Consider the following 20,270-nt stretch of genomic DNA (forward strand, 5'->3'; position numbering starts at 1 on the left):
TGACCTGTATAGGACCTACCACTCTGTTATTATAACGTTTCAGCAGTTTGAATGTAGAACTTGTTACCTATTTCATATAGGGCTTCGGAAGGATAACGAAAGTTGCGGCGATGGATTGGGACAAGTTAAGGATATTTCACGCGGTTGCGGATGCGGGCAGCCTGACTCATGCGGGGGACAAGCTGAATCTGTCCCAATCCGCGGTCAGTCGGCAGATCCGTGCGCTGGAAGAGTCGCTTGATTCGACGCTTTTTCACCGCCACGCCCGCGGCCTGATTCTGACCGAACAGGGTGAGCTGCTATTTGATGCAACATCAGCTATGTCGAAACGCCTTGATGCCGCTGCAGCCCGCATTCGCGACAGCGAAGAAGAAGTGTTCGGGGTTTTGCGCGTTACCACCACGTTTGGCTTTGGCACACTCTGGCTAGCACCGCGCCTGCCGAAACTTTACGAACAATACCCAGATCTGAACATCGACTTGATGCTGGAAGAGCGTGTTCTGGATCTGCCGATGCGCGAGGCTGATGTGGCCATCCGCATGAAAGAGCCCAGCCAGGCCGATCTGGTGCGAAAGCGCCTGATGACAGTGCAAATGCAGCTTTATGCCACGCCGGAATACCTGGAAGAACGCGGCAGCCCGGAAAAACCGGAAGACATCTCTAAACACAGGTTGATCTGCCAGACCCCCTCGGCCCCGCAGGTTGGTGCAAGCGCGATGATGGTTCGGCACTTGATGACGTTTAATCCGACCTCGCTGTTGACGGTAAACAACTACTTTGGCGTTTTGCAGGGGGTACTGCACAACCTTGGCATCGGTGTGCTGCCGGACTATGTGACTCGGGATTTCCCGCATCTGCAGTCGATCCTGTCGGATATCGAAACCGCGGATGTTCCGGTTTATCTCGCCTACCCTGAGGAACTGCGCCATTCAAAACGCGTCGCGGCATTCCGCGATTTTGTGCAGGATGAGATCACCGCACAACGCAAGCAGTTGAAACAGATGGGAAAACTATAGCTATGCACCAATGTCATAGCGGACATGATCAACGATCAGTCTTAAAAACCTTGATAGTACACAAACCGCTCCCTAAATGAGCATTCGAAGGCGGTGATGCTGAAACGCTCATCATCTTCATACCTCCCTGTTGGACTACGGCCGAGCTTAGTGCTCGGCCTTTTTTTTGGTCACAACGCAAAACTCATATCCGAATGAGTGAAACATCTGGGAATATCCGGCACTTAATCTTATGATCACAAAAAAATCATCAAGACTTACGGTCGAGGACAGATTCGATGTTTCACCTCACTCGCCTGCTTATGGCGTTGTTTTCCATTGCGCTTTTGTCTGGTCCCGCTCTGGCTCAGGTCAGTAGTACCACCAGCGAACCTTCTACAGTTACAATCCCCGAGGATTTGACTCCCGAACAAGTTGATGGCTTGGTCGCGCGAATGTCCGACGATCAAGTCCGCGCCATCCTGCTGGAACGCTTGGACGCGGTCGCGGAAAAACAAGCCGCCGAGGCAGCAGATCGCGAAGATCCGATTACGGAACTCAATGAGATTTGGGCGGAAATGGTGGCATCTTGGACGCATGTTGCGGTCACTGTCCCGAACATTTTCACGGCTCAGGTTGAAGCAATCAACAACTTCGTCGGCACCTTTGGATCAACCGGCGCACTTACGCTTTTGGGATTGATCCTAAGCGTCCTGATTGTTGGGTATATTGCGGAAAAGCTGTTTGGTTTCTTTACCCGAAATTGGCTCAGCGGGGCCGAGATGGCCGACGAAAACGATTTATGGGGAGCCGTTAAATACCTGTTCCGGCGCTTCTGTCGCGAAATCGCAGGATTGGTCGTGTTCTACGTCGTTATCCGAGCACTCGGACGAGGTCTTCTGACGCACGAACAGATCGTTTACGCAGCACCTTTTGTTCTCTACCTGATCTGGATTCCCCGTCTAGGCGCAGCAGCGTCGCGGTTCATTCTGGCTCCGAACAAGCCTCACTATCGGTTGGTGAACATTGATGATCATTGGGCAAAGTACCTTCACCGTAATCTGATCGGCGTTCTGTTCCTGATCGGTTTCACGCTGTTCATTCTTCATTTCAACGAACTGAACGGGATTACTGGCGGCGAAACACGTATCGGATTCTGGCTGAACGCTGCGACGCACATCTATATTGGCGTCGTTGCCTGGAAGGCCCGCGAAGGACTTTCGCAGATGATGCTGGGCACGGACCCCGATCACACCAAGTTTGATGAAGAAGTCGCACACTATTACCCCTATTTCGCCATCGGCGTTTCGGCGGTGATCTGGTTGCTTGTCGAATTCCTGGTCGCGCAACGCAATCCTGTCTACTTGCACATGCTGGTTCAGGGCGCCCACTACACCACCATGTTCTGGCTGTTGATCGCGCCCGCTCTGGATACGCTGATACGTGGCTTGGTTCGTCACCTGCAGCCGCCTATGATGGGCGAAGGCCCCGTGGCCGAACGCGCATACAAGTCCACCAAACGCAGCTACATCCGCATCGGTCGGGTTTTAGCTGGTATTCTTGTCATCCTGATGATCGCAAGGGCTTGGGATCTTGACCTTAGTGAAATCGCGGGTGGCGGAGATGAATCCGGTAGCAAGGTTATCCAGTTCTTCATCATCATCGCTGTCGGTTACATCCTGAACGAAGTTGTTTCGCTCTGGATCAATTGGCGACTGGCTAAGGAACAAACTGCGGCCGAAGAAAGCCCCGATCAGGAGGCTGGCGAAGGCGGCGGTTCCGGTGGATCGCGTCTGGCGACGGTTCTACCTTTGCTGCGCGTCACTGCTCAGGTCGCGATTACGGTGATCTTTGCCCTGCTTGCACTGGGCGCGTTGGGTCTGGATATCACGCCGCTGCTGGCCGGTGCCGGTATTCTTGGTCTGGCCATCGGTTTTGGTGCGCAGAAACTGGTCTCTGACATTGTTGGCGGGATTTTCTTCCTGATCGACGATGCGTTCCGGGTCGGTGAATATGTGGATATCGGTGGTACCATGGGTACGGTCGAAAAAATCTCGATCCGCTCGATGCAATTGCGCCACCACCGCGGTCTGGTGCACACCATCCCCTATGGTGAGATTCAGAAGATCACCAACTTCAGCCGCGACTGGGTCATCATGAAGCTGAAATTCACCGTGCCCTTCGATACCGATCCAAACAAGGTGAAGAAGATCTTCAAGAAGATCGGTGCCGAGATGATGGAGGACGAGGTCCACAAGGATGGCTTCCTGCAGCCCTTCAAATCTCAGGGTGTGTTTGACTTTGACGATGTCGGCATGATCATCCGCGGTAAGTTCATGGCAAAACCGGGCAAGCAGTTCACACTGCGCAAAGAGATCTTCAACCGGGTCAAAGCCGCCTTCAAGGAAAACGGCATCGACTTTGCCCGTCGCGAAGTTCGCGTCGCTATTCCGGGGCTGGATGACGCCGAAAATCTGACCGAGGAGCAAAAGGCAGCCGTTGGCGCTGCGGCTGCAGATGCGTCCAAGGCGCAAAACCCGGCCTAGCGGCATCGGTTCAGCCGCTGAATAGACAGCGACTGACACCCGCATGCCCAAAACAACAGACGGAACCGGCCCAATCGCCGGTTCCGTTTTTTAGTGTCATTATTGGCCTGCGCTGACTTGACCCTTTCCACAGACTGCACCTTGCCCTAAAAGGCCCGCAATCCCGGCCAACCTGGACAAGGACAAACGATGCAAGAGCCCGCCATCACCCCGGATCTGATTGCCGCACACGGGCTAAAGCCCGACGAATACGATATGATCCTCGAGATCATCGGGCGCGAGCCGACATTTACTGAACTCGGCATCTTTTCGGCCATGTGGAACGAACACTGTTCCTACAAATCGTCCAAGAAATGGCTGCGCACCTTGCCCACCTCTGGGCCTCAGGTGATCTGCGGACCGGGCGAAAACGCAGGTGTGGTCGATATTGGCGACGGGCAGGCAGTGGTGTTCAAGATGGAAAGCCACAACCACCCTTCATACATCGAGCCCTATCAGGGCGCGGCCACAGGCGTTGGCGGCATCTTGCGTGACGTCTTTACCATGGGCGCGCGCCCTATCGCATCCATGAACGCGCTATCCTTTGGCGAGCCCGGCCACCACAAAACCCGTCAGCTGGTCAACGGTGTGGTCGAAGGCATCGGCGGCTACGGCAACTGTTTCGGAGTTCCATGCGTTGGCGGTGAAGTCCGTTTCCACCCAGCCTATAACGGCAACTGCCTTGTAAACGCGTTTGCCGCAGGTTTGGCCGACAGCGACAAGATTTTCTACTCGGCAGCCTCCGGTGTGGGTATGCCGGTCGTCTATCTGGGCGCCAAGACCGGTCGTGACGGTGTCGGTGGCGCGACCATGGCCTCGGCCGAGTTTGACGACACCATCGAAGAAAAACGTCCCACCGTTCAGGTTGGAGATCCGTTCACCGAAAAGCGCCTGATGGAAGCCACGCTTGAGCTTATGCAAACCGGTGCCGTGATTTCAATTCAGGATATGGGTGCCGCAGGTCTGACCTGTTCTGCTGTTGAAATGGGCGACAAAGGCGGTCTGGGTGTACGTCTGGACCTCGAGAACGTGCCCCAGCGCGAAGAAAACATGACAGCCTACGAGATGATGCTGTCGGAATCTCAGGAACGGATGCTCATGGTCCTCAAACCCGAGCTTGAGGCTGAGGCCCGTGCCGTGTTTGAGAAGTGGGACCTTGATTTCGCTATCGTCGGCGAAACCATCGCCGAAGACCGGTTCCTGATCGTGCATAACGGCGAAGTCAAAGCCGATCTGGTTCTGTCCAAGCTATCCTCAACCGCACCCGAATATGACCGTCCTTGGGTGGCCACTCCAGAAGCCGAAGAACTGGCTGAGGTCCCCCAGATCGATCCGATTGACGGCCTGCGCGCCCTGCTCGCGTCACCCAACTATGCAGGCAAGCAGTGGGTGTATGAGCAGTACGACACCATGGTTATGGCCGACACCGCGCGAACACCCGGGCTGGGTGCAGGCATGATCCGTGTTCATGGCACCGACAAGGCGCTTGCATTCACCAGCGACGTAACTCCGCGTTATGTTCGTGCAAACCCCGTTGAGGGCGGCAAGCAAGCTGTGGCCGAGGCCTATCGGAACCTGACCGCCGTGGGGGCAACCCCCTTGGCAACCACCGACAACCTGAACTTCGGCAACCCCGAGAAGCCCGAGATCATGGGCCAGTTCGTTGGCGCGATCCAAGGCATCGGCAAAGCGGTCGCCGCACTGGATATGCCGATCGTATCGGGTAACGTATCGCTTTATAATGAAACCGATGGTCAGGCGATTCTGCCGACCCCAACCATTGGCGCAGTCGGCTTGCTGAACCACACGGACGACATCATCGGTAACGAGGTTCGCGAAGGTCATGTAGCACTGGTAATCGGGGAAACCAACGGCCACCTTGGGCAGTCCGCTTTGCTTGCTGAAGTGTTCAACCGCGAAGATGGCGACGCTCCGCATGTTGATCTGGACGCTGAAAAACGCAACGGCGACTTTATCCGCGCCAATCGCGAGATGATCAAGGCTTGCACCGATCTGGGTGACGGCGGTCTGGCGCTGGCGGCTTTTGAACTGGCCGAGTCTGCAGGCGTCGGCGTCCACCTGGATGAAGCATCAACCGAGTTCTTGTTCGGCGAAGATCAGGCCCGCTATCTTGTTGCGTGCAACTTTGATCAGGCCGAGGCGTTGATGATCGCTGCCGGTCAGACGGGCGTCCCGCTGGTCTCAGTCGGCCGGTTCACAGGCGAAAGCGTTCGGGTTGGCGGCTCTGAAGCCTCACTCGAGGATCTGGCCGCTACATTCCGCAACAGCTTTGCCGAAGCCGTCGCTTAAGGCTCACGCACTTTCAAACACCTGAAACCTGCGCCCTGCCCGGCGCAGGTTTTGTCTTTTAAGGGGCGCCAACACACCCTTGCACGCCCCGTCCGGGCGCTCTACATCTTGGGAAAGACCTTTAGGAGAAGACCTACATGCCGATGAGCGCCCACGAAATCGAAGCCCTACTGCGTGAAACCTTTCCGGATGCGGAAATTCAGGTTGGCGGCAGCGATGGCGTGCATATGTCCGCAATGGTCGTGGACGAAAGCTTTCGCGGTAAGAACCGGGTGCAACAACAACGCGCGGTCTATGCGGCCCTGAAAGGCAAGATGGACGGCGCGGACGGCGAGTTACACGCTCTGGCGCTGACGACGAAAGTGCCTGAGTGAGCACGGCTTTTTGGGCATATTGTATTTGGGGCGCCGTGTTTGTCGGCATCGTGGGTACTTACGTCGTCGCCATTGTTAGGCGTAGCCGCTCCGCACGAAAACCTATCACTCGTGGACGCAAAGGCGCGACCCCCAGTCAGAATGCCAGCGTGGTCGCCTCAACGATGGACGGAGGCAGGGGAGGCGCGGTGAGTGCGATAGTTGTTCCGCGTGATCCGCAGCAATACGCAAAGACAATGGCTCCCAAAAAATGAACGGCTGGCTATTCTGGATAGGCATCATTGCAGCATTGATAGTTGCCGCGGCACTTATCGAAGCCTATGTGAAGCGCAACAGAAAGCGTAAGCTGGCCGACATGCGCCCGGACCCGGACAAGATCAGCAAGGTCGGCGGCATTGAAAGATACGGGCTGGATCCGCTGGCCCTGGCACAGGCCGAGCATCGGCGACTAGAGGAAGAAGGATGGGTCCCGGACCCGTCAAAGGATGAAACGACCGCCCCTGACGCGGGTGAAAAGGACAAGCAAGATGACCGACGTTAAGACTCAGATCGACGAAACCGTCAAAGCTAACGATGTGGTGCTCTACATGAAAGGCACCAAAGAGATGCCCCAATGTGGGTTCTCGTCCCGCGTGGCCGGCGTGCTGAACTACATGGGCGTAGACTATGCCGATGTTAATGTTCTGGCCGACGAAGAGGTTCGTCAGGGCATCAAGGATTATTCTGACTGGCCGACCGTGCCACAGCTGTACGTCAAAGGTGAATTCGTCGGCGGTTGCGACATCATCACCGAGATGACCCTGTCGGGCGAATTGGACACGCTGTTTGACGAAAATGGTGTCGAATTCAACAAAGAAGCGGCTGACAAAATTCGCGAAGCAAACGCCTGATCAGCGACTGCTGCAATTCTCCAAAACAACCTGCTCACTGGCGGCCCCTCCGGTCGCCAGAAAGCTGACGGTCGCATCCCACCCTTTTGACCGCAGTATATACGACCCGGTCTCTCCATCGGACTCATAGCGAATACCAGATCCGCTGGGCACTTGCTTTAAGGCAACCAATTGGTTGTCCACCATCATCGCCGCCGCACCAGAACCGTCAGCCGCATTGAAATACGCAACCTGCAACTCAACGCCATTCTGGCAGGTGAATGTAACCGGTAAGATATCCATATTCGCCCAGGCCAAGCCGGCCGGAAGACCGAACAAACTGGCCAATGCTGCCGTTTTCAACGCTTTCATTTCGCTGATTTCTCCTCGACCACTGTGGCCAAAGCCTCGGCGCGTGCAGCCAGCTCGGCCAGTGTATCGGTTACTGAAGGCGGGACAACGGCCACCTCAATCCGTTCGGGTTCAGGTTCAGGTCGATTGCGCAGGCTTTGCAATTCTGCTTCAACCTCGGCCAATTTGGCCTCTGCCTTCTTGAGTTTGTCATCGGTCGCAGCGGTTTTGTCGGCCAGCATCAGCCCTGCCATTAACAACATTCGGGCCTCGGGCATTCGGCCAATCTGATCGGACAAAACCTGCGCTTCGTCATCCAGCATTTTTGCGGCAGACTGCAGAAACGGTTCTTCACCGTCCTGGCACGAGACATCAAAACCGCGGCCACCAATATGAATGGTCAATTCGGGCATTACTCTACCTCTCCCTCAGCCAGCTTTGCCTGCGACAGCAACGGTTCAAGCCGGGCCAAAACGGCCTGGGCTTCGGCAGCGTCGGTGGCCTGCGCAGCCTTCGTCGCCTCAAGCTCAGCCACCGTCGCGCGGTTTAGCAGTTCAGCATCGGCCAGTCCGTTCAGGCTGGCGGCTCTCAATTCGTCTACTGAATTTCGCAACTGCTCATTCGCCTTGCGCATACGTTGTAGATCATCGTCCAAACGTGACATCGCCGCGCCATGGCTGGCGCGTTCGGCGCGCAGCATTTCCAGCTCTGCGCTCAACTCCGCAACGCGTTCGCTATCTGCCAATTCTGAACGGAGTTTCTTGTTTTCATCTTCAAGCGACTGCGCTTTGCTTGCGACCGCTTTAAGTTCATCGTTTTCCGTCTTGAGAACAATCAGTTCATCTTGGTTTTCTAATGCAGCTTTTGCCTCTGCCAACTCGGCTCTGGCCGCCTCAACCGCCGCCAACTTGGCGTTGGCCTCGGATAGCTGCTGACGTAAAGCACCGTTTTCGGGATCTTCAGCTGGCGCAGCTTTAAGTGCGTCCATGTCGGCGCGCATGGCGTCGACTTCCTTCTCGTGCCGCTCCTTGAGGGATTTCAGCCTCTCTTCCAACTGCGCATTCGCAACGCGTTCGTCTTCCAATGCCGAATGCAGAGCAGCGTCCTCACCGCCAGTTGCCGGTGCTGCGTCACGCAAGGAGTCAACTCCGGTTCCGATCCTCTCCATCGCGGCAACGATACGGCGCTGTAGTTCTTCGATCTGGCTCATGCCCCTGCCACCTCTTTACCAAGGTTCACTTTTTCGCGGCCCATCCGAATCAATACGGGCCGGGTATTGGCCTAGTCTAACCGAATGGGAGGGAAAATACCCACTGTTTGCTTTCAACCACTTGGACAGCATTCTTGAAGCACGAACGCGACGCAACCCCCAGTTCTGCTTGCACTTTGAGGGGTGGATGGTATTGAGCGCCTCATCTGCCTGTAATCCAAAGGAACAACGCCCGTGGACCTGACTGCGCTGCGCAATGCCAATCCTGAACACTGGAACAAGGCTGCGGCCATCCGCACCCTGACCCTTGACGCCGTCGCCGCCGCCAATTCCGGCCATTCCGGTATGCCGATGGGCATGGCCGACGTTGCGACCGTGCTGTTTGAAAAGCACCTGAAATTTGACGCCTCGGCCCCGAACTGGCCCGACCGCGACCGGTTCATTCTGTCCGCGGGACACGGCTCAATGCTGGTCTACTCGTTGCTCTACCTCACAGGCCACGCTGACGTGACGCTGGATGAGATCAAGAATTTCCGTCAACTGGGCGCGAAAACTGCCGGGCACCCCGAAAATTTCCTGGTGAATGGTATCGAAACCACCACCGGCCCACTGGGACAAGGTATCTCAAACGCCGTAGGCTTTGCCATGGCCGAGGAAATCCAGCGCGCCAACTACGGGAAAAAGGTGGTAGATCACTATACTTACGTGATTGCAGGCGACGGCTGTCTGATGGAAGGCGTCAGCCAAGAGGCCATCACCCTCGCGGGGCGTCATGAGCTGAGCAAGCTGATCGTTTTCTGGGACAACAACAATATCACTATCGACGGCACCGTTGATATCGCCGATCGCACTGATCAGGTGCGCCGTTTTGCGGCTTCGGGCTGGCATGTGATTGAAATCGACGGCCATGATCCGATCGCGATTGATGCAGCAATTGTACAAGCCAAAGCGTCCAACAAACCGACCATGATCGCGTGCGAAAGCCACATCGCGCTGGGTCACGCCGCTCAGGATACTTCCAAGGGTCACGGCGCATTGACCGATCAGGATCAGCTGAAAGCTGCTAAAGATGGCTATGGCTGGCCCCACGACGCCTTTGTGGTTCCCGCTGATGTCAAATCGGCTTGGGAGGCCATCGGCGCCCGCGGCGCTGCCGAGCGCGCAGCGTGGGAAGAGCGTTTTGCACAGATTTCTGAGCGCAAGCAGGCCGAATTCAACCGCGCCTATGCTCTTGAAGCGCCCAAAAAACTGGCCGGTGCCATCCGCGCGTTCAAGAAGCAGATGTCGGAAGATCAGCCGAAACTCGCCACCCGGGCGTCTTCGGAAAAAGTTCTGAACGTCGTGAACCCGATCATGACCGAAACCGTTGGCGGTTCAGCCGACCTGACCGGATCGAACAACACCAAATCTGCGGATATGGGCGTATTCCTGCCGGAAAACCGCAAAGGTCGCTACATTCACTATGGTATCCGTGAGCACGGAATGGCCGCGGCGATGAACGGTATGGCGCTGCACGGTGGTATCCGCCCATATGGCGGCACGTTTATGGCGTTCACCGACTATGCCCGCCCGTCCATGCGACTGGCCGCATTGATGAAGGTGCCTTCGGTCTTCGTGATGACCCATGACTCGATCGGTCTGGGCGAAGACGGCCCGACCCACCAGCCGGTCGAACATCTGGCCATTTCGCGCGCGACGCCGAACACCTATGTGTTCCGCCCCGCCGACGTGGTCGAAACTGCCGAAGCTTGGGAACTTGCGCTGACCTTCAAAGATAGCCCTTCGGTCCTGTCACTGACCCGCCAGGGCGTGCCGACCGTTCGTAAAGACCACAAGACCAAGAACCTGACTGCTCAGGGCGCGTATGTTCTGGCCGATGCGGACAGCAAACGTCAGGCTATCCTGATCGCCACCGGGTCCGAAGTGTCGTTAGCGATGGAAGCCAAAGCGATGCTTGAGGCTGAAGGCATTGGCACCCGCGTCGTCTCCATGCCCTCGATGGAACTGTTCGCCGAGCAGGATGAAGCCTATCGCAAGCGCGTCCTGCCAGGCGGACCCGTCCGCGTTGGGATTGAGGCTGCAGTCCGCGCAGGTGGCTGGGACCGTTGGTTGCTGGGCGAACGCGGTCGCGAAGCCAAAGCAGGATTCATCGGCATGTCCAGTTTCGGCGCCTCGGCTCCCGCCGGTGAGCTTTACAAACATTTCGGTATCACCGCCGAAGCGACCGTGGCCAAGGTCAAAGAATTGCTGAAGTTGTAAACCCATCACAAATAGAAGAGCAAAGGGCGGCATTGGCCGCCCTTTTCATTTGGGTTTCAGTGCGTCTCGGATTTTTTGGACATTAGCGGCCCAATCACCTTGGTCGCCAACGGGATAAGTACAAACCCCCAAGCCAGCCCAAAAATGCCATCCATCGTCGCCTTGGATACCCATTCAACAACGCCAGTCCACTGCTCGGACACGGAATGACCAATGGCATAAGCCCAGTCGTGGATGTGGTGCCCCAGCCAGCCAAAGCCCAAAACCTCCATCCCGTGAATGATAATGGAACCGCCGACCCATAGCATTGCTGCGGTGCCTACAATGGACAAGACCTTCATCACCACGGGCATGGCTTTGACCAATCCACGTCCCAGCCCTCGCCCGATAGGCGTCGGAGCGTTTTGCGCGAGGTACAGCCCAACATCATCCATCTTAACGATCAGGGCCACTGATCCGTAAACTGCGACAGTGACCCCGATCCCCACAACTGCCAACGTCGCGGCCTGCATCCACAGGTTCGGCGCCTCAATCGCGGCCAGTGCAATTGTCATGATTTCAGCTGAAAGGATAAAGTCGGTCTTGATCGCGCCTTTTACCTTTTGCTCTTCCAGATGACCGGGATCGCGTATGGCCATGTCTTCTTCGATGACGTGACTTCCATGAGGGAAAAGAACATGGAATATCTTCTCGGCCCCTTCGAAGCACAGATATGAGCCACCGAGCATCAGCAAAGGCGTAATCAACCACGGTGCAAAGTTCGCCAGCAGTAAGGCAACCGGCAGCAGCAGGATGATCTTGTTAAAGATAGATCCGCGCGCGATACGCCAGATGATCGGCAATTCCCGCGCCGGGGCGAATCCCTGAACGTATTTCGGGGTCACGGCGGCATCGTCAATGATAACGCCTGCAGTCTTCGCCCCTGCCTTCCCGGCAGCCGCGACCACATCATCCACAGACGATGCCGCTACCTTTGCAATACCCGCTACATCATCCAACAGGGCCAACAGACCGCTCATGGTGTTTCCTTTCAATTCACCTGCCGCACCCGGAGCCTACCCGATCCGACGGCTAGCGCAAGCGTTAGCGCAACCGGCGCAGGTTTGCGCTAACACGTTAAAAATATGTCACTTTTGGTCTTTTGAGAAAGCGCTTTGACCGCTATATGGCGTCCAACGCAAGCGCATTTGGAGACAGCACATGACCATCAAGGTCGGTATCAATGGTTTTGGCCGCATTGGCCGCTGCACGTTGTCGCATATCGCGGCATCTGCCCGCAACGACATCGAAGTGATCAAGGTCAACGCAACCGGCCCGCTGGAAACCACGGCGCATCTGCTGAAATACGACAGCATTCACGGTCGTTTCCCCCGTGATGTCGCAATCGATGGCAAAACCATGGATTTGGGCCGCGGCCCGATGGAAATGTTCTCGACCTATGACATGAATGAACTGGACTGGGATGGCTGCGACGTCGTTCTGGAGTGTACCGGAAAATTCAATGACGGTCTGAAAGCTAAAACGCACCTGGATCGTGGTGCGCAAAAGGTCCTGCTGTCTGCACCTGGCAAAAACGTCGACAAGACCATCGTCTACGGTGTGAACCACAACAGCCTTGTGACCGAAGACAAAATGGTCTCGAACGGCTCGTGCACTACGAACTGCCTTGCTCCGCTTGCCAAGGTACTGGACGAGGGCATCGGCATCGAGAACGGCATCATGACCACGATCCACGCCTATACCGGTGACCAGCCGACCCTGGATCGCCGTCACAGTGACCTTTACCGCGCGCGTGCCGCGGCGATGTCGATGATCCCGACCTCGACTGGTGCCGCGAAAGCTCTGGGTGAGGTTCTGCCTAACCTGAAGGGTCGTCTGGATGGCTCGGCCATCCGTGTACCGACCCCGAATGTTTCCGCTGTTGACCTGACATTCCGCGCCGCGCGCGATGTTACGGTAGAAGAAGTGAACGCCGTCGTGCGCGAAGCCTCGCAGGGTTCAATGCAGCGCGTTCTGGGCTATGAGCCCGCTCCGCTGGTTTCGACCGATTTCAACCACACCGAGGAAAGCTCGATCTTCGCTCCCGACCAGACCCGTGTTGTCGGAGACCGCATGGTTCGGGTGCTCGCTTGGTATGACAACGAATGGGCGTTCTCGGTCCGTATGGCAGACGTCGCGGTCGCCATGGGTCGCCTTAACTAAGGTTGTTTTGAAATCTTGAACCTTTTCGCCCGCTCAGGTTATCTGGGCGGGCGTTTTCGTCTGGGGCATGCATGACAAATCAAATCGCCATTTGGCTTGCCCTATTGATATTAGGCATGTTCATCGCCGACTACGCGCTGTTTGGCACCGAACATCTCGTATTCCTCGGCAAGAAACTCTACGCCTTTTTGGACTGGCTCGCCTTCTGGCGGTGACTGAGGTTTTACTTGACTTTTTCTCTGATCTGGCGTTGTTAGCGCTAACTTGGTATTAGCCGCATTTCGGACGGAGCAGGACATGACACTCAAGCTGGCAATCAACGGATTTGGACGGATCGGACGCGGAGTGCTGCGGGCGATTATGGAAACCGGGCGCACGGATGTTGAAATCGTGGCAATCAACGATCTGGCTAAACCGGAAATGAACGCACATCTGTTCGAATTCGACAGCGTTCATGGCCGATACAATAAACCCGTCACCCTGACCGAGGCGGGCCTTGATGTTGGAAATGGCCCGATCCGCCTGAGCAGTGAACGCGAGCCGGAAAAGCTGGATTGGTCCGACGTGGACGTCGTTCTGGAATGCACAGGTGTGTTCCGGACACGCGAGGCGGCGTCCCGTCATTTTGAAAATGGGTCAAAAAAGGTGCTGATATCTGCCCCCGCGCGCGGCGATGGTGGCGTGAAGACCATCGTATTCGGCGTGAACGACCACGAACTGACAGCCGAAGACACTGTGGTGTCCAACGCGTCTTGCACCACCAACTGCCTGTCACCGGTTGCCGCGGCGCTGGATGCGGGGCTGGGTATTGTACATGGCAACATGACAACTGTTCACGCTTACACCGCCAGCCAGCCCGTTCACGACACTGCCGGCAAAGACCCCTACCTGTCTCGCGCAGCTGCACTGTCTATGATACCGACCACAACGGGCGCAGCTTCGGCCGTTGGCCTCGTCCTACCGCAATTGGCGGGCAAACTGACCGGCCAGGCCATTCGCGTACCCACCCCAAACGTTTCCGTAGTAGATCTGGTCGCCGAAGTTTCACGTCCGACAACGGAAGAGGAAGTGAACGCGCTGTTTATTGAAGCCGCGGCCAAAATCCCCGGTGTTCTGGCGGCAGAAAATCGCCCGCTAATCTCAATCGATTTCAACCACGATGCGCACAGCTCGACCGTTTCGCTGCCCGAAACCAAAGTCACCGACGGCACGCTGGTTCGCGTGTTGGCTTGGTATGACAATGAATGGGGTTTCTCAAACCGTATGCTGGACACCGCCGCAGCGATGGGCGCCCTAGCCTAAACGGTCGCGCAGCGCCGCATTGACGCGGGGCGTGACGAATTTCGCCACGTCCCCGTCCAAACGGGCGATTTCCTTGACCAGTTTGGACGCAATGGCCTGATGCCGTGCCTCGGCCATCAGAAAGACCGTCTCGATCGAGTCGTCCAGCGCTCGGTTCATTCCAACCATCTGGAATTCATACTCAAAATCCGCAACAGCCCGCAGGCCGCGGACGATGATTTGCGCTCCAACATCGCGAGCGCAGTCGATCAGTAGATTTTCAAAGGGATGAGCAACGATTTCAGTACCCGTTTGCTCGGTCAGGTGTGAGCATTCCGCCTCAATCATGGCCACACGTTCTTCCAGCGAAAACAACGGCCCCTTGTCGCGGTTGATAGCGACGCCAATGACCAGTTTGTCGACTAATGCTGCCGCGCGTCGGATGATGTCGATATGACCCAGGGTGATTGGATCGAAAGTCCCGGGATATAATCCAACCCTCATCGTGGCCTCCTGCGCAATAAACTTTCTGCGCTAGCAAACATAACTTCGCCGCAGGTGCAAGTGGAAGCTATGGGGATCACGGGCATCAATGCCCCATGATCATGCCCTGCAGTGCGTCTTTTTCCATGGCCAGTTCTGCCAACTGCGCCTTCACCACGTCACCAAGCGTCACGATTCCCACCAGCTTGCCATCTTCGACAATGGGCATGTGGCGGAAACGTCCTTCGGTCATGCGTGTCATGATATCTTGCACTGTGTCTTGTTGCGTGGCCGTAACAAGATTACGGGTCATATAGGCGCTGACTGGCTGCGTTAAGCAACTACTGCCGCTTGCGGCCAGTTCTCTGACGATGTCCCGCTCGGAAAGGATACCAGTCGCCGTTTCGCCGCCATCTTCGGATACAACAACCGTCCCGATCCGTTTTCCCGCCAGGATTTTTGAGGCTTCAGTCACAGTGACAGACGGGTCAACAGTTTCCACCCCTCCGCTGGCCTTGGATTTCAGAATGGCCTGAACGAGCATAAGCGTTACCTCCGAAATAATGTCCTGTTTTCCAAAGCGTTGCCGGAATGCTTAAACCTGTCAAGGTGACACTTGGGCTTCAAGCCGCTCAACCTCCTCCCGAATGCCTTGTGACAGGGCTTGTGCAAAACGGTTCAGCCTTTCGTTTCGCTGATCCCCCTGATGACGAACTAAATGAAAACTTCGGGTCAAACTCACCTGATCCGTCAGGATTTTCTGCAGGTTTGGATGAAATGGCAGGGTAAAGTCATGCGCCACGCAAATCCCGGTGCCAAGCGTCACCTGCCGCAACTGCACCGACACCGAATTCGATGCAAGCGCGACACGGTCAACACCGATATCTACAAGGTAATCCAACTCCCGATCGAAGATCATATCCGGAATATACCCAATCAAACGATGACCGCTCAAATCCTGAACTGACCGGATTGATGGGTAAGAGGCCAGATAGTCCTGCGTCGCAACAAGGTGCAATTTATAGTCGGTAATTTTCTGGACCAGAAGGCTGCCTGCTGTTGGAGCGCTGACTGTCACCGCCATGTCGGCCTCACGCCGGGACAGGTTGATCACGCGCGGCAGGGCAAGGATCTGAATATCCAGGTCGGGGTTTGCATCGCTGATTTTCGCGCAAACCTGAGGCAAAAGATAGTTGGCCGATCCATCCGGTGCGCCAATCCGTATTTGTCCGCTGAGGGTTTTTGACGTGCCCGCCATCGCCCCAGCTGCCGCACGCATCGCCTCCTCGGCTTTTAGCCCGTGCTCCATCAAGCGTTCGCCCGCAGTTGTCAAAAGGTAGCCCTGCTGCGATTTGGTGAACAGCGGTGCTTCCAATGATGCTTCCAACCGGGCAATCCGGCGCCCGACTGTGGCTGGGTCGATCTTCAACTGACGACCGGCAGCCGAAAGGCTTTCTTCACGCGCGACGGCCAAAAAGACCCGCATATCATCCCAGTTGGGTGTCACCGTCACTCCTTTGCATTTTTGCAAAACATCTTTGAGACATTGCCTCTGTTCAAGTAATTTATGCAAGCCTATTGTGCGCGCAAACGCATCGGAGGAGATCTGCAATGACCGAGCTGACCCATTTCATTAACGGCGAGAATGTCGCCGGAACCTCAGGACGATTTGAAGACGTTTTTAACCCGGCCACCGGTGAGGTGCAGTACAAATGCCCGATGGCGAGTGCTGCTGAAACCACCGCCGCGATTGAAAGCGCCGCAGCCGCGCAGCCCGCATGGGGCGCGACAAACCCTCAAAAACGTGCGCGCGTCATGATGGCAATGGTCCACCTGATGAACCGTGACATGGACAAATTGGCCGAAGCGCTGAGCCGTGAGCACGGTAAAACCATCCCTGACGCCAAGGGCGACCTGCAGCGCGGTCTTGAGGTGATCGAGTACTGCATCGCCGCGCCGCAAATGCTCAAAGGTGAATTCACCGATAGCGCGGGTCCCGGCATTGACATGTATTCGATGCGCCAGCCGCTGGGTGTTGTTGCCTCGATCATGCCGTTCAACTTCCCGGCAATGATGCCGCTGTGGCACGTGGGCCCTGCCCTCGCCTGCGGCAATGCCGTGGTTCTGAAACCGTCCGAGCGTGACCCGTCGGTTCCGCTAATGCTGGCCGAGTTGTTCGTCGAGGCCGGATTGCCCAAAGGCGTATTCCAGGTAGTCAACGGCGATAAAGAGGCCGTTGATACCCTGCTGGACAGCGACACCATCCAAGGCGTCAGCTTCGTGGGTTCCACTCCGATCGCGCAATACATCTATTCGCGCGCAACCGCGAACGGTAAGCGAGCGCAGTGCTTTGGTGGTGCGAAGAACCACATGATCGTTATGCCCGATGCGGATCTGGATCAGGCCGCCGACGCGCTGGTCGGTGCAGGCTTCGGCGCAGCTGGCGAACGCTGCATGGCAATCTCGGTTGCTGTTCCCGTTGGTCAAGAAACTGCCGACGCACTGATCGAAAAGCTGATCCCGCGCGTCGAAAAGCTGAAGGTTGGCCCTTACACTGCTGGCGACGATGTCGATATGGGCCCCGTTGTGACCGGTGCCGCCAAAGAGCGTATTCTCGGTCTGATCAACTCAGGTGTTGAGCAAGGCGCAAAACTGGTCGTCGACAATCGCGACTTCAGCCTGCAAGGATATGAAGACGGCTTTTTTGTCGGCCCACACCTGTTTGACCACGTGACGCCAGAGATGGACATCTACAAACAGGAAATCTTTGGCCCGGTTCTTTCGACCGTACGCGCAGGCTCTTATGAAGAAGCGCTGAAGTTGGCGATGGATCACGAGTACGGAAATGGCACGGCGATCTTTACTCGTGACGGTGACACCGCGCGCGACTTTGCCAGCCGTGTTAACATCGGCATGGTCGGGATCAACGTTCCGATCCCTGTTCCGCTGGCTTACCACACCTTTGGCGGTTGGAAGAAATCCATGTTTGGCGACCTGAACCAGCACGGCCCGGACAGCTTCAAGTTTTATACCCGCACCAAAACCGTCACGGCTCGCTGGCCGTCGGGTATCAAAGAAGGCGGCGAGTTCAATTTCAAAGCGATGGATTGACGTCCCGCCCTCAAGAATACCAAAGGCCGCCCTTCCGGGCGGCTTTTTTGTTCACCGAGATATCAGTATTGAAGGAACTCACGCAGAGTAACCCGACCATCAAAATCTGCGTCGAGTTCAGCCATGACCATCCGCAACTCGTGCGCTGGCATACAGGCTTTGGCAATGCCTTCGATCTTTTCGCTTTCAACCATAGTCAGGCATTCCGCTGACAACGGTTCATCCATTTCCGGGTCAGGGAACTCGACCAGGTCTCGAGCCTCGACCGCCACGAATTCATCCTGAGATACGACACCATTTCCGTCGGCATCGTATTCCAGAAACTCCACCGCTCGCTCCGCGAGAAAGAAGATTTCGAATTCGGAATATTCAACGTGACCATCCGCGTTTGAGTCAGCCCGACTGATTTCTTCTGCTGCGATGGCTTCGGCCGTACAGGGTTCCGAAGCCGCGTCGCAGTCTTCTGGCACGAACAGGGCGTCTTCTTCCGTCAGGAATTCGTGGAATTCGGTTTGGGTAATATGCCCGTCGCCGTTACGATCTAGTTCAGCAAAAAACACGCGTGCAGTTGGGGTTGCTTGTGCAGGCGTCTGACCAGATCCCCAGTACAATCCGGCCAGCAAAAGGACCGGCAAGAGATAAAGCGATTTGGGGGCAAATCGGCTGAGCGTAGGAATTGGCATGTCATCATCTCCGACATTTTCAGGTGACGGCCCTGCAAGTTCGCGGTCGATCACACCACGCACAAGTTCGCTCATCGACGATCCGCGCTGCTCGCTAAGATCCGCCAATTTGCTTTTCAACTCATAAGATACGCGAATTTCCAAGGTTTCGGATTTCTTGGTCATATCGTGTGGTCTCCGAACTGCTGTGGGCCTGTCCCTAGGAGTTGGAGCAGACATGCTAGGAAAAATACCCCAAGCCGTGTCCGGCAGACAGTAAAAACCTGTCCGGACATCGTAGAATTCCCCATCCGGGCTGGCAGAAACTTGCGTGAAATAGGTAAATCTCACGGAAAATTTAAGCTAAACATCTGGCCCTAAGGGACTCCAGTTACTAAATTGCCGTCAACCCTCGAGCAGCCCTTCAGGAGGCATCCGTGTCAAGTTCCCGTTTTAATCGTCGTACCGTTCTGTTGGGTGCTGCGTCCGTCCTTGCGACGCCGACGCTGCTGCGCGCCCAAAGCACAGATGCATTCCCAACAAGCGAAGACGCGATCAGCACGCAGTTGCCTGTGCGCCGCAATGTTTCGTCCTTTTCACAGCAGAACTGGCAGGACCATTTTGATACGCTGGGCGTAGGCGCATTGCTGGCCGATATCACCAGCCGCGCGGTACACTATTGGGCACCTGATGGCACGTACAAGCTGTACCCGAGTTCAGTACCGATGAGCGAAGAGCTGACCAAGCGCGGCTATACCAAAGTTGTGCGCAAAGCGGAAAACCCAAGTTGGACGCCAACCGCTTCGATGCGCGAACGCGATCCGCTATTGCCGGTTCGTATGGAAGGCGGAGAGCCCGGAAACCCGCTGGGTACACGCGCCATGTATCTAGGTTGGCCGGCTTATCTTGTGCACGGAACCCATGACACACGGAAGATCGGACGCCAAAGTTCGTCTGGGTGCATTGGCCTCTACAACCAACATGTCGAGGAGCTTTATCCTCTGGTAAAAGTCGGAACCCAGGTCAGACTGGTCTAACGAAAAAGCCCCGGTCATCAGAACCGGGGCTTTCTTCTTCTCAGATGGGGGTCTTATTCCGGCAGGATCACCGCATCGACGACGTGGATCACACCATTGCTGGTTTCGATGTCGGCCTGAACGACTTTAGCGTCATTCACTTTTACGCCGTTCTTGGCATTCACGCTCAGACGGTCGCCTTGTACGGTAAGCACCTTCGCACGTTTGCCAGCGATATCACCCGACATCACCTTGGCCGGGACCACGTGATAGGTAAGAATTTCGACCAACTGATCTTTGTTTTCCGGCAACAGCAGCGTTTCTACCGTGCCTTCGGGCAATGCAGCAAAAGCCTCGTCCGTTGGCGCGAAAACGGTGAACGGTCCGTCGCTTTTCAGCGTATCGACCAGACCGGCGGCCTGAACGGCGGCGACAAGGGTGTTGAACGAACCGGCTGATACTGCGGTGTCCACGATATCTGCAGCCTGCGCCTTTACAGGCAAGGTCAGTGCAAGTGCGGCGGCGGCGCCCATAAACGTGCGACGAAACATGGCTGTCATCT

General features: G+C 56.2%; 21 protein-coding genes. 12 read left to right on the plus strand and 9 right to left on the minus strand.

The genetic code is table 11. From position 1 onward, the window contains the following. The first annotated feature begins 110 nt into the window (after positions 1-110). From ACR0AK_RS07710 to grxD, 6 genes are all read left to right on the plus strand, one after another. Entirely contained in the window at positions 111-1,016 is a 906-nt protein-coding gene (locus ACR0AK_RS07710; protein ID WP_170557479.1) for a LysR family transcriptional regulator, read from the plus strand. A gap of 278 nt (positions 1,017-1,294) precedes the next feature. Further along, positions 1,295-3,541, plus strand: coding sequence for a mechanosensitive ion channel domain-containing protein (locus ACR0AK_RS07715; protein WP_480792910.1), 2,247 nt, complete (start codon positions 1,295-1,297; stop codon positions 3,539-3,541). Positions 3,542-3,730: 189 nt separating this feature from the next. Further along, a complete protein-coding gene (purL, locus tag ACR0AK_RS07720; protein WP_480792911.1) occupies positions 3,731-5,890 on the plus strand; it encodes a phosphoribosylformylglycinamidine synthase subunit PurL in 2,160 nt (719 codons plus the stop codon). Between the two features lie 137 nt (positions 5,891-6,027). Continuing rightward, entirely contained in the window at positions 6,028-6,264 is a 237-nt protein-coding gene (locus ACR0AK_RS07725; RefSeq protein WP_058277851.1) for a BolA family protein, read from the plus strand. Positions 6,265-6,514: 250 nt separating this feature from the next. After that, a complete protein-coding gene (locus ACR0AK_RS07730) occupies positions 6,515-6,805 on the plus strand; it encodes a hypothetical protein (protein ID WP_108858707.1) in 291 nt (96 codons plus the stop codon). Next, positions 6,792-7,154: a Grx4 family monothiol glutaredoxin gene (gene grxD / locus ACR0AK_RS07735; protein ID WP_170557485.1), complete on the plus strand. Its 363-nt coding sequence runs from the start codon at positions 6,792-6,794 to the stop codon at positions 7,152-7,154. Before ACR0AK_RS07730 ends, grxD begins: the two co-directional genes overlap by 14 nt. Here the strand turns inward: grxD and ACR0AK_RS07740 are convergent, their stop codons facing one another. From ACR0AK_RS07740 to ACR0AK_RS07750, 3 genes are read right to left on the minus strand one after another with little or no spacing between them, the layout of a single operon-like run. Next, positions 7,155-7,505, minus strand: a complete 351-nt coding sequence (locus ACR0AK_RS07740; protein WP_480792912.1) for an MliC family protein — start codon at positions 7,503-7,505, stop codon at positions 7,155-7,157. Next, on the minus strand, positions 7,502-7,897 hold the full coding sequence (locus tag ACR0AK_RS07745) for a cell division protein ZapA (RefSeq protein WP_170557489.1): 396 nt from the start codon (positions 7,895-7,897) through the stop codon (positions 7,502-7,504). Before ACR0AK_RS07745 ends, ACR0AK_RS07740 begins: the two co-directional genes overlap by 4 nt. Further along, positions 7,897-8,694: a hypothetical protein gene (locus tag ACR0AK_RS07750; protein ID WP_480792913.1), complete on the minus strand. Its 798-nt coding sequence runs from the start codon at positions 8,692-8,694 to the stop codon at positions 7,897-7,899. Before ACR0AK_RS07750 ends, ACR0AK_RS07745 begins: the two co-directional genes overlap by 1 nt. Positions 8,695-8,928: 234 nt before the next feature. Here ACR0AK_RS07750 and tkt point away from each other — a divergent pair, with 234 nt between their 5' ends. Then, positions 8,929-10,953 carry a transketolase gene (gene tkt, locus ACR0AK_RS07755; RefSeq protein WP_480792914.1) on the plus strand — a complete coding sequence of 675 codons (2,025 nt, stop codon included), beginning with the start codon at positions 8,929-8,931 and terminating at the stop codon, positions 10,951-10,953. A gap of 56 nt (positions 10,954-11,009) precedes the next feature. On the opposite strand, the gene ACR0AK_RS07760 is transcribed toward tkt, so the two are convergent. Further along, positions 11,010-11,972 carry a DUF808 domain-containing protein gene (locus ACR0AK_RS07760; RefSeq protein ID WP_170557494.1) on the minus strand — a complete coding sequence of 321 codons (963 nt, stop codon included), beginning with the start codon at positions 11,970-11,972 and terminating at the stop codon, positions 11,010-11,012. A gap of 181 nt (positions 11,973-12,153) precedes the next feature. Between ACR0AK_RS07760 and gap (ACR0AK_RS07765) the strand changes: the two genes are divergently transcribed. From gap (ACR0AK_RS07765) to gap (ACR0AK_RS07775), 3 genes are all read left to right on the plus strand, one after another. Continuing rightward, positions 12,154-13,155, plus strand: a complete 1,002-nt coding sequence (gene gap, locus ACR0AK_RS07765; RefSeq protein WP_170557495.1) for a type I glyceraldehyde-3-phosphate dehydrogenase — start codon at positions 12,154-12,156, stop codon at positions 13,153-13,155. A 71-nt stretch (positions 13,156-13,226) separates the two neighbouring features. Then, positions 13,227-13,370 carry a hypothetical protein gene (locus ACR0AK_RS07770; RefSeq protein WP_170557496.1) on the plus strand — a complete coding sequence of 48 codons (144 nt, stop codon included), beginning with the start codon at positions 13,227-13,229 and terminating at the stop codon, positions 13,368-13,370. Positions 13,371-13,452: 82 nt separating this feature from the next. Further along, positions 13,453-14,457 (plus strand): type I glyceraldehyde-3-phosphate dehydrogenase, encoded by a 1,005-nt coding sequence (gene gap / locus ACR0AK_RS07775; protein ID WP_480792915.1) that lies wholly within the window; start codon positions 13,453-13,455, stop codon positions 14,455-14,457. Here gap (ACR0AK_RS07775) and coaD read toward each other — a convergent pair. From coaD to ACR0AK_RS07790, 3 genes are all read right to left on the minus strand, one after another. Beyond that, complete coding sequence (gene coaD, locus ACR0AK_RS07780) at positions 14,449-14,940, minus strand: pantetheine-phosphate adenylyltransferase (protein ID WP_170557498.1); 492 nt, start codon at positions 14,938-14,940, stop codon at positions 14,449-14,451. The two genes, gap (ACR0AK_RS07775) and coaD, sit on opposite strands and share 9 nt — an antisense overlap. Positions 14,941-15,025: 85 nt before the next feature. Further along, on the minus strand, positions 15,026-15,463 hold the full coding sequence (locus tag ACR0AK_RS07785) for a CBS domain-containing protein (RefSeq protein ID WP_480792916.1): 438 nt from the start codon (positions 15,461-15,463) through the stop codon (positions 15,026-15,028). 60 nt (positions 15,464-15,523) lie between these two features. Then, the gene (locus ACR0AK_RS07790; RefSeq protein WP_170557500.1) at positions 15,524-16,426 is read right to left on the minus strand and encodes a LysR family transcriptional regulator; all 903 of its coding nucleotides are present in this window, start codon (positions 16,424-16,426) and stop codon (positions 15,524-15,526) included. 104 nt (positions 16,427-16,530) lie between these two features. On the opposite strand from ACR0AK_RS07790, the gene ACR0AK_RS07795 reads away from it, so the two are divergent. Then, complete coding sequence (locus ACR0AK_RS07795; protein WP_480792917.1) at positions 16,531-18,030, plus strand: CoA-acylating methylmalonate-semialdehyde dehydrogenase; 1,500 nt, start codon at positions 16,531-16,533, stop codon at positions 18,028-18,030. A gap of 62 nt (positions 18,031-18,092) precedes the next feature. Here ACR0AK_RS07795 and ACR0AK_RS07800 read toward each other — a convergent pair whose 3' ends face one another. Beyond that, positions 18,093-18,878, minus strand: coding sequence for an EF-hand domain-containing protein (locus ACR0AK_RS07800; RefSeq protein WP_480792918.1), 786 nt, complete (start codon positions 18,876-18,878; stop codon positions 18,093-18,095). Between the two features lie 251 nt (positions 18,879-19,129). Between ACR0AK_RS07800 and ACR0AK_RS07805 the strand changes: the two genes are divergently transcribed. Then, entirely contained in the window at positions 19,130-19,729 is a 600-nt protein-coding gene (locus ACR0AK_RS07805) for a L,D-transpeptidase (RefSeq protein WP_480792919.1), read from the plus strand. A gap of 53 nt (positions 19,730-19,782) precedes the next feature. Here the strand turns inward: ACR0AK_RS07805 and ACR0AK_RS07810 are convergent, their stop codons facing one another. Further along, the gene (locus tag ACR0AK_RS07810; protein WP_480793648.1) at positions 19,783-20,259 is read right to left on the minus strand and encodes a fasciclin domain-containing protein; all 477 of its coding nucleotides are present in this window, start codon (positions 20,257-20,259) and stop codon (positions 19,783-19,785) included. Between the last annotated feature and the right edge of the window lie 11 nt (positions 20,260-20,270).

Source organism: Ruegeria sp. BI12, from assembly GCF_056537985.1.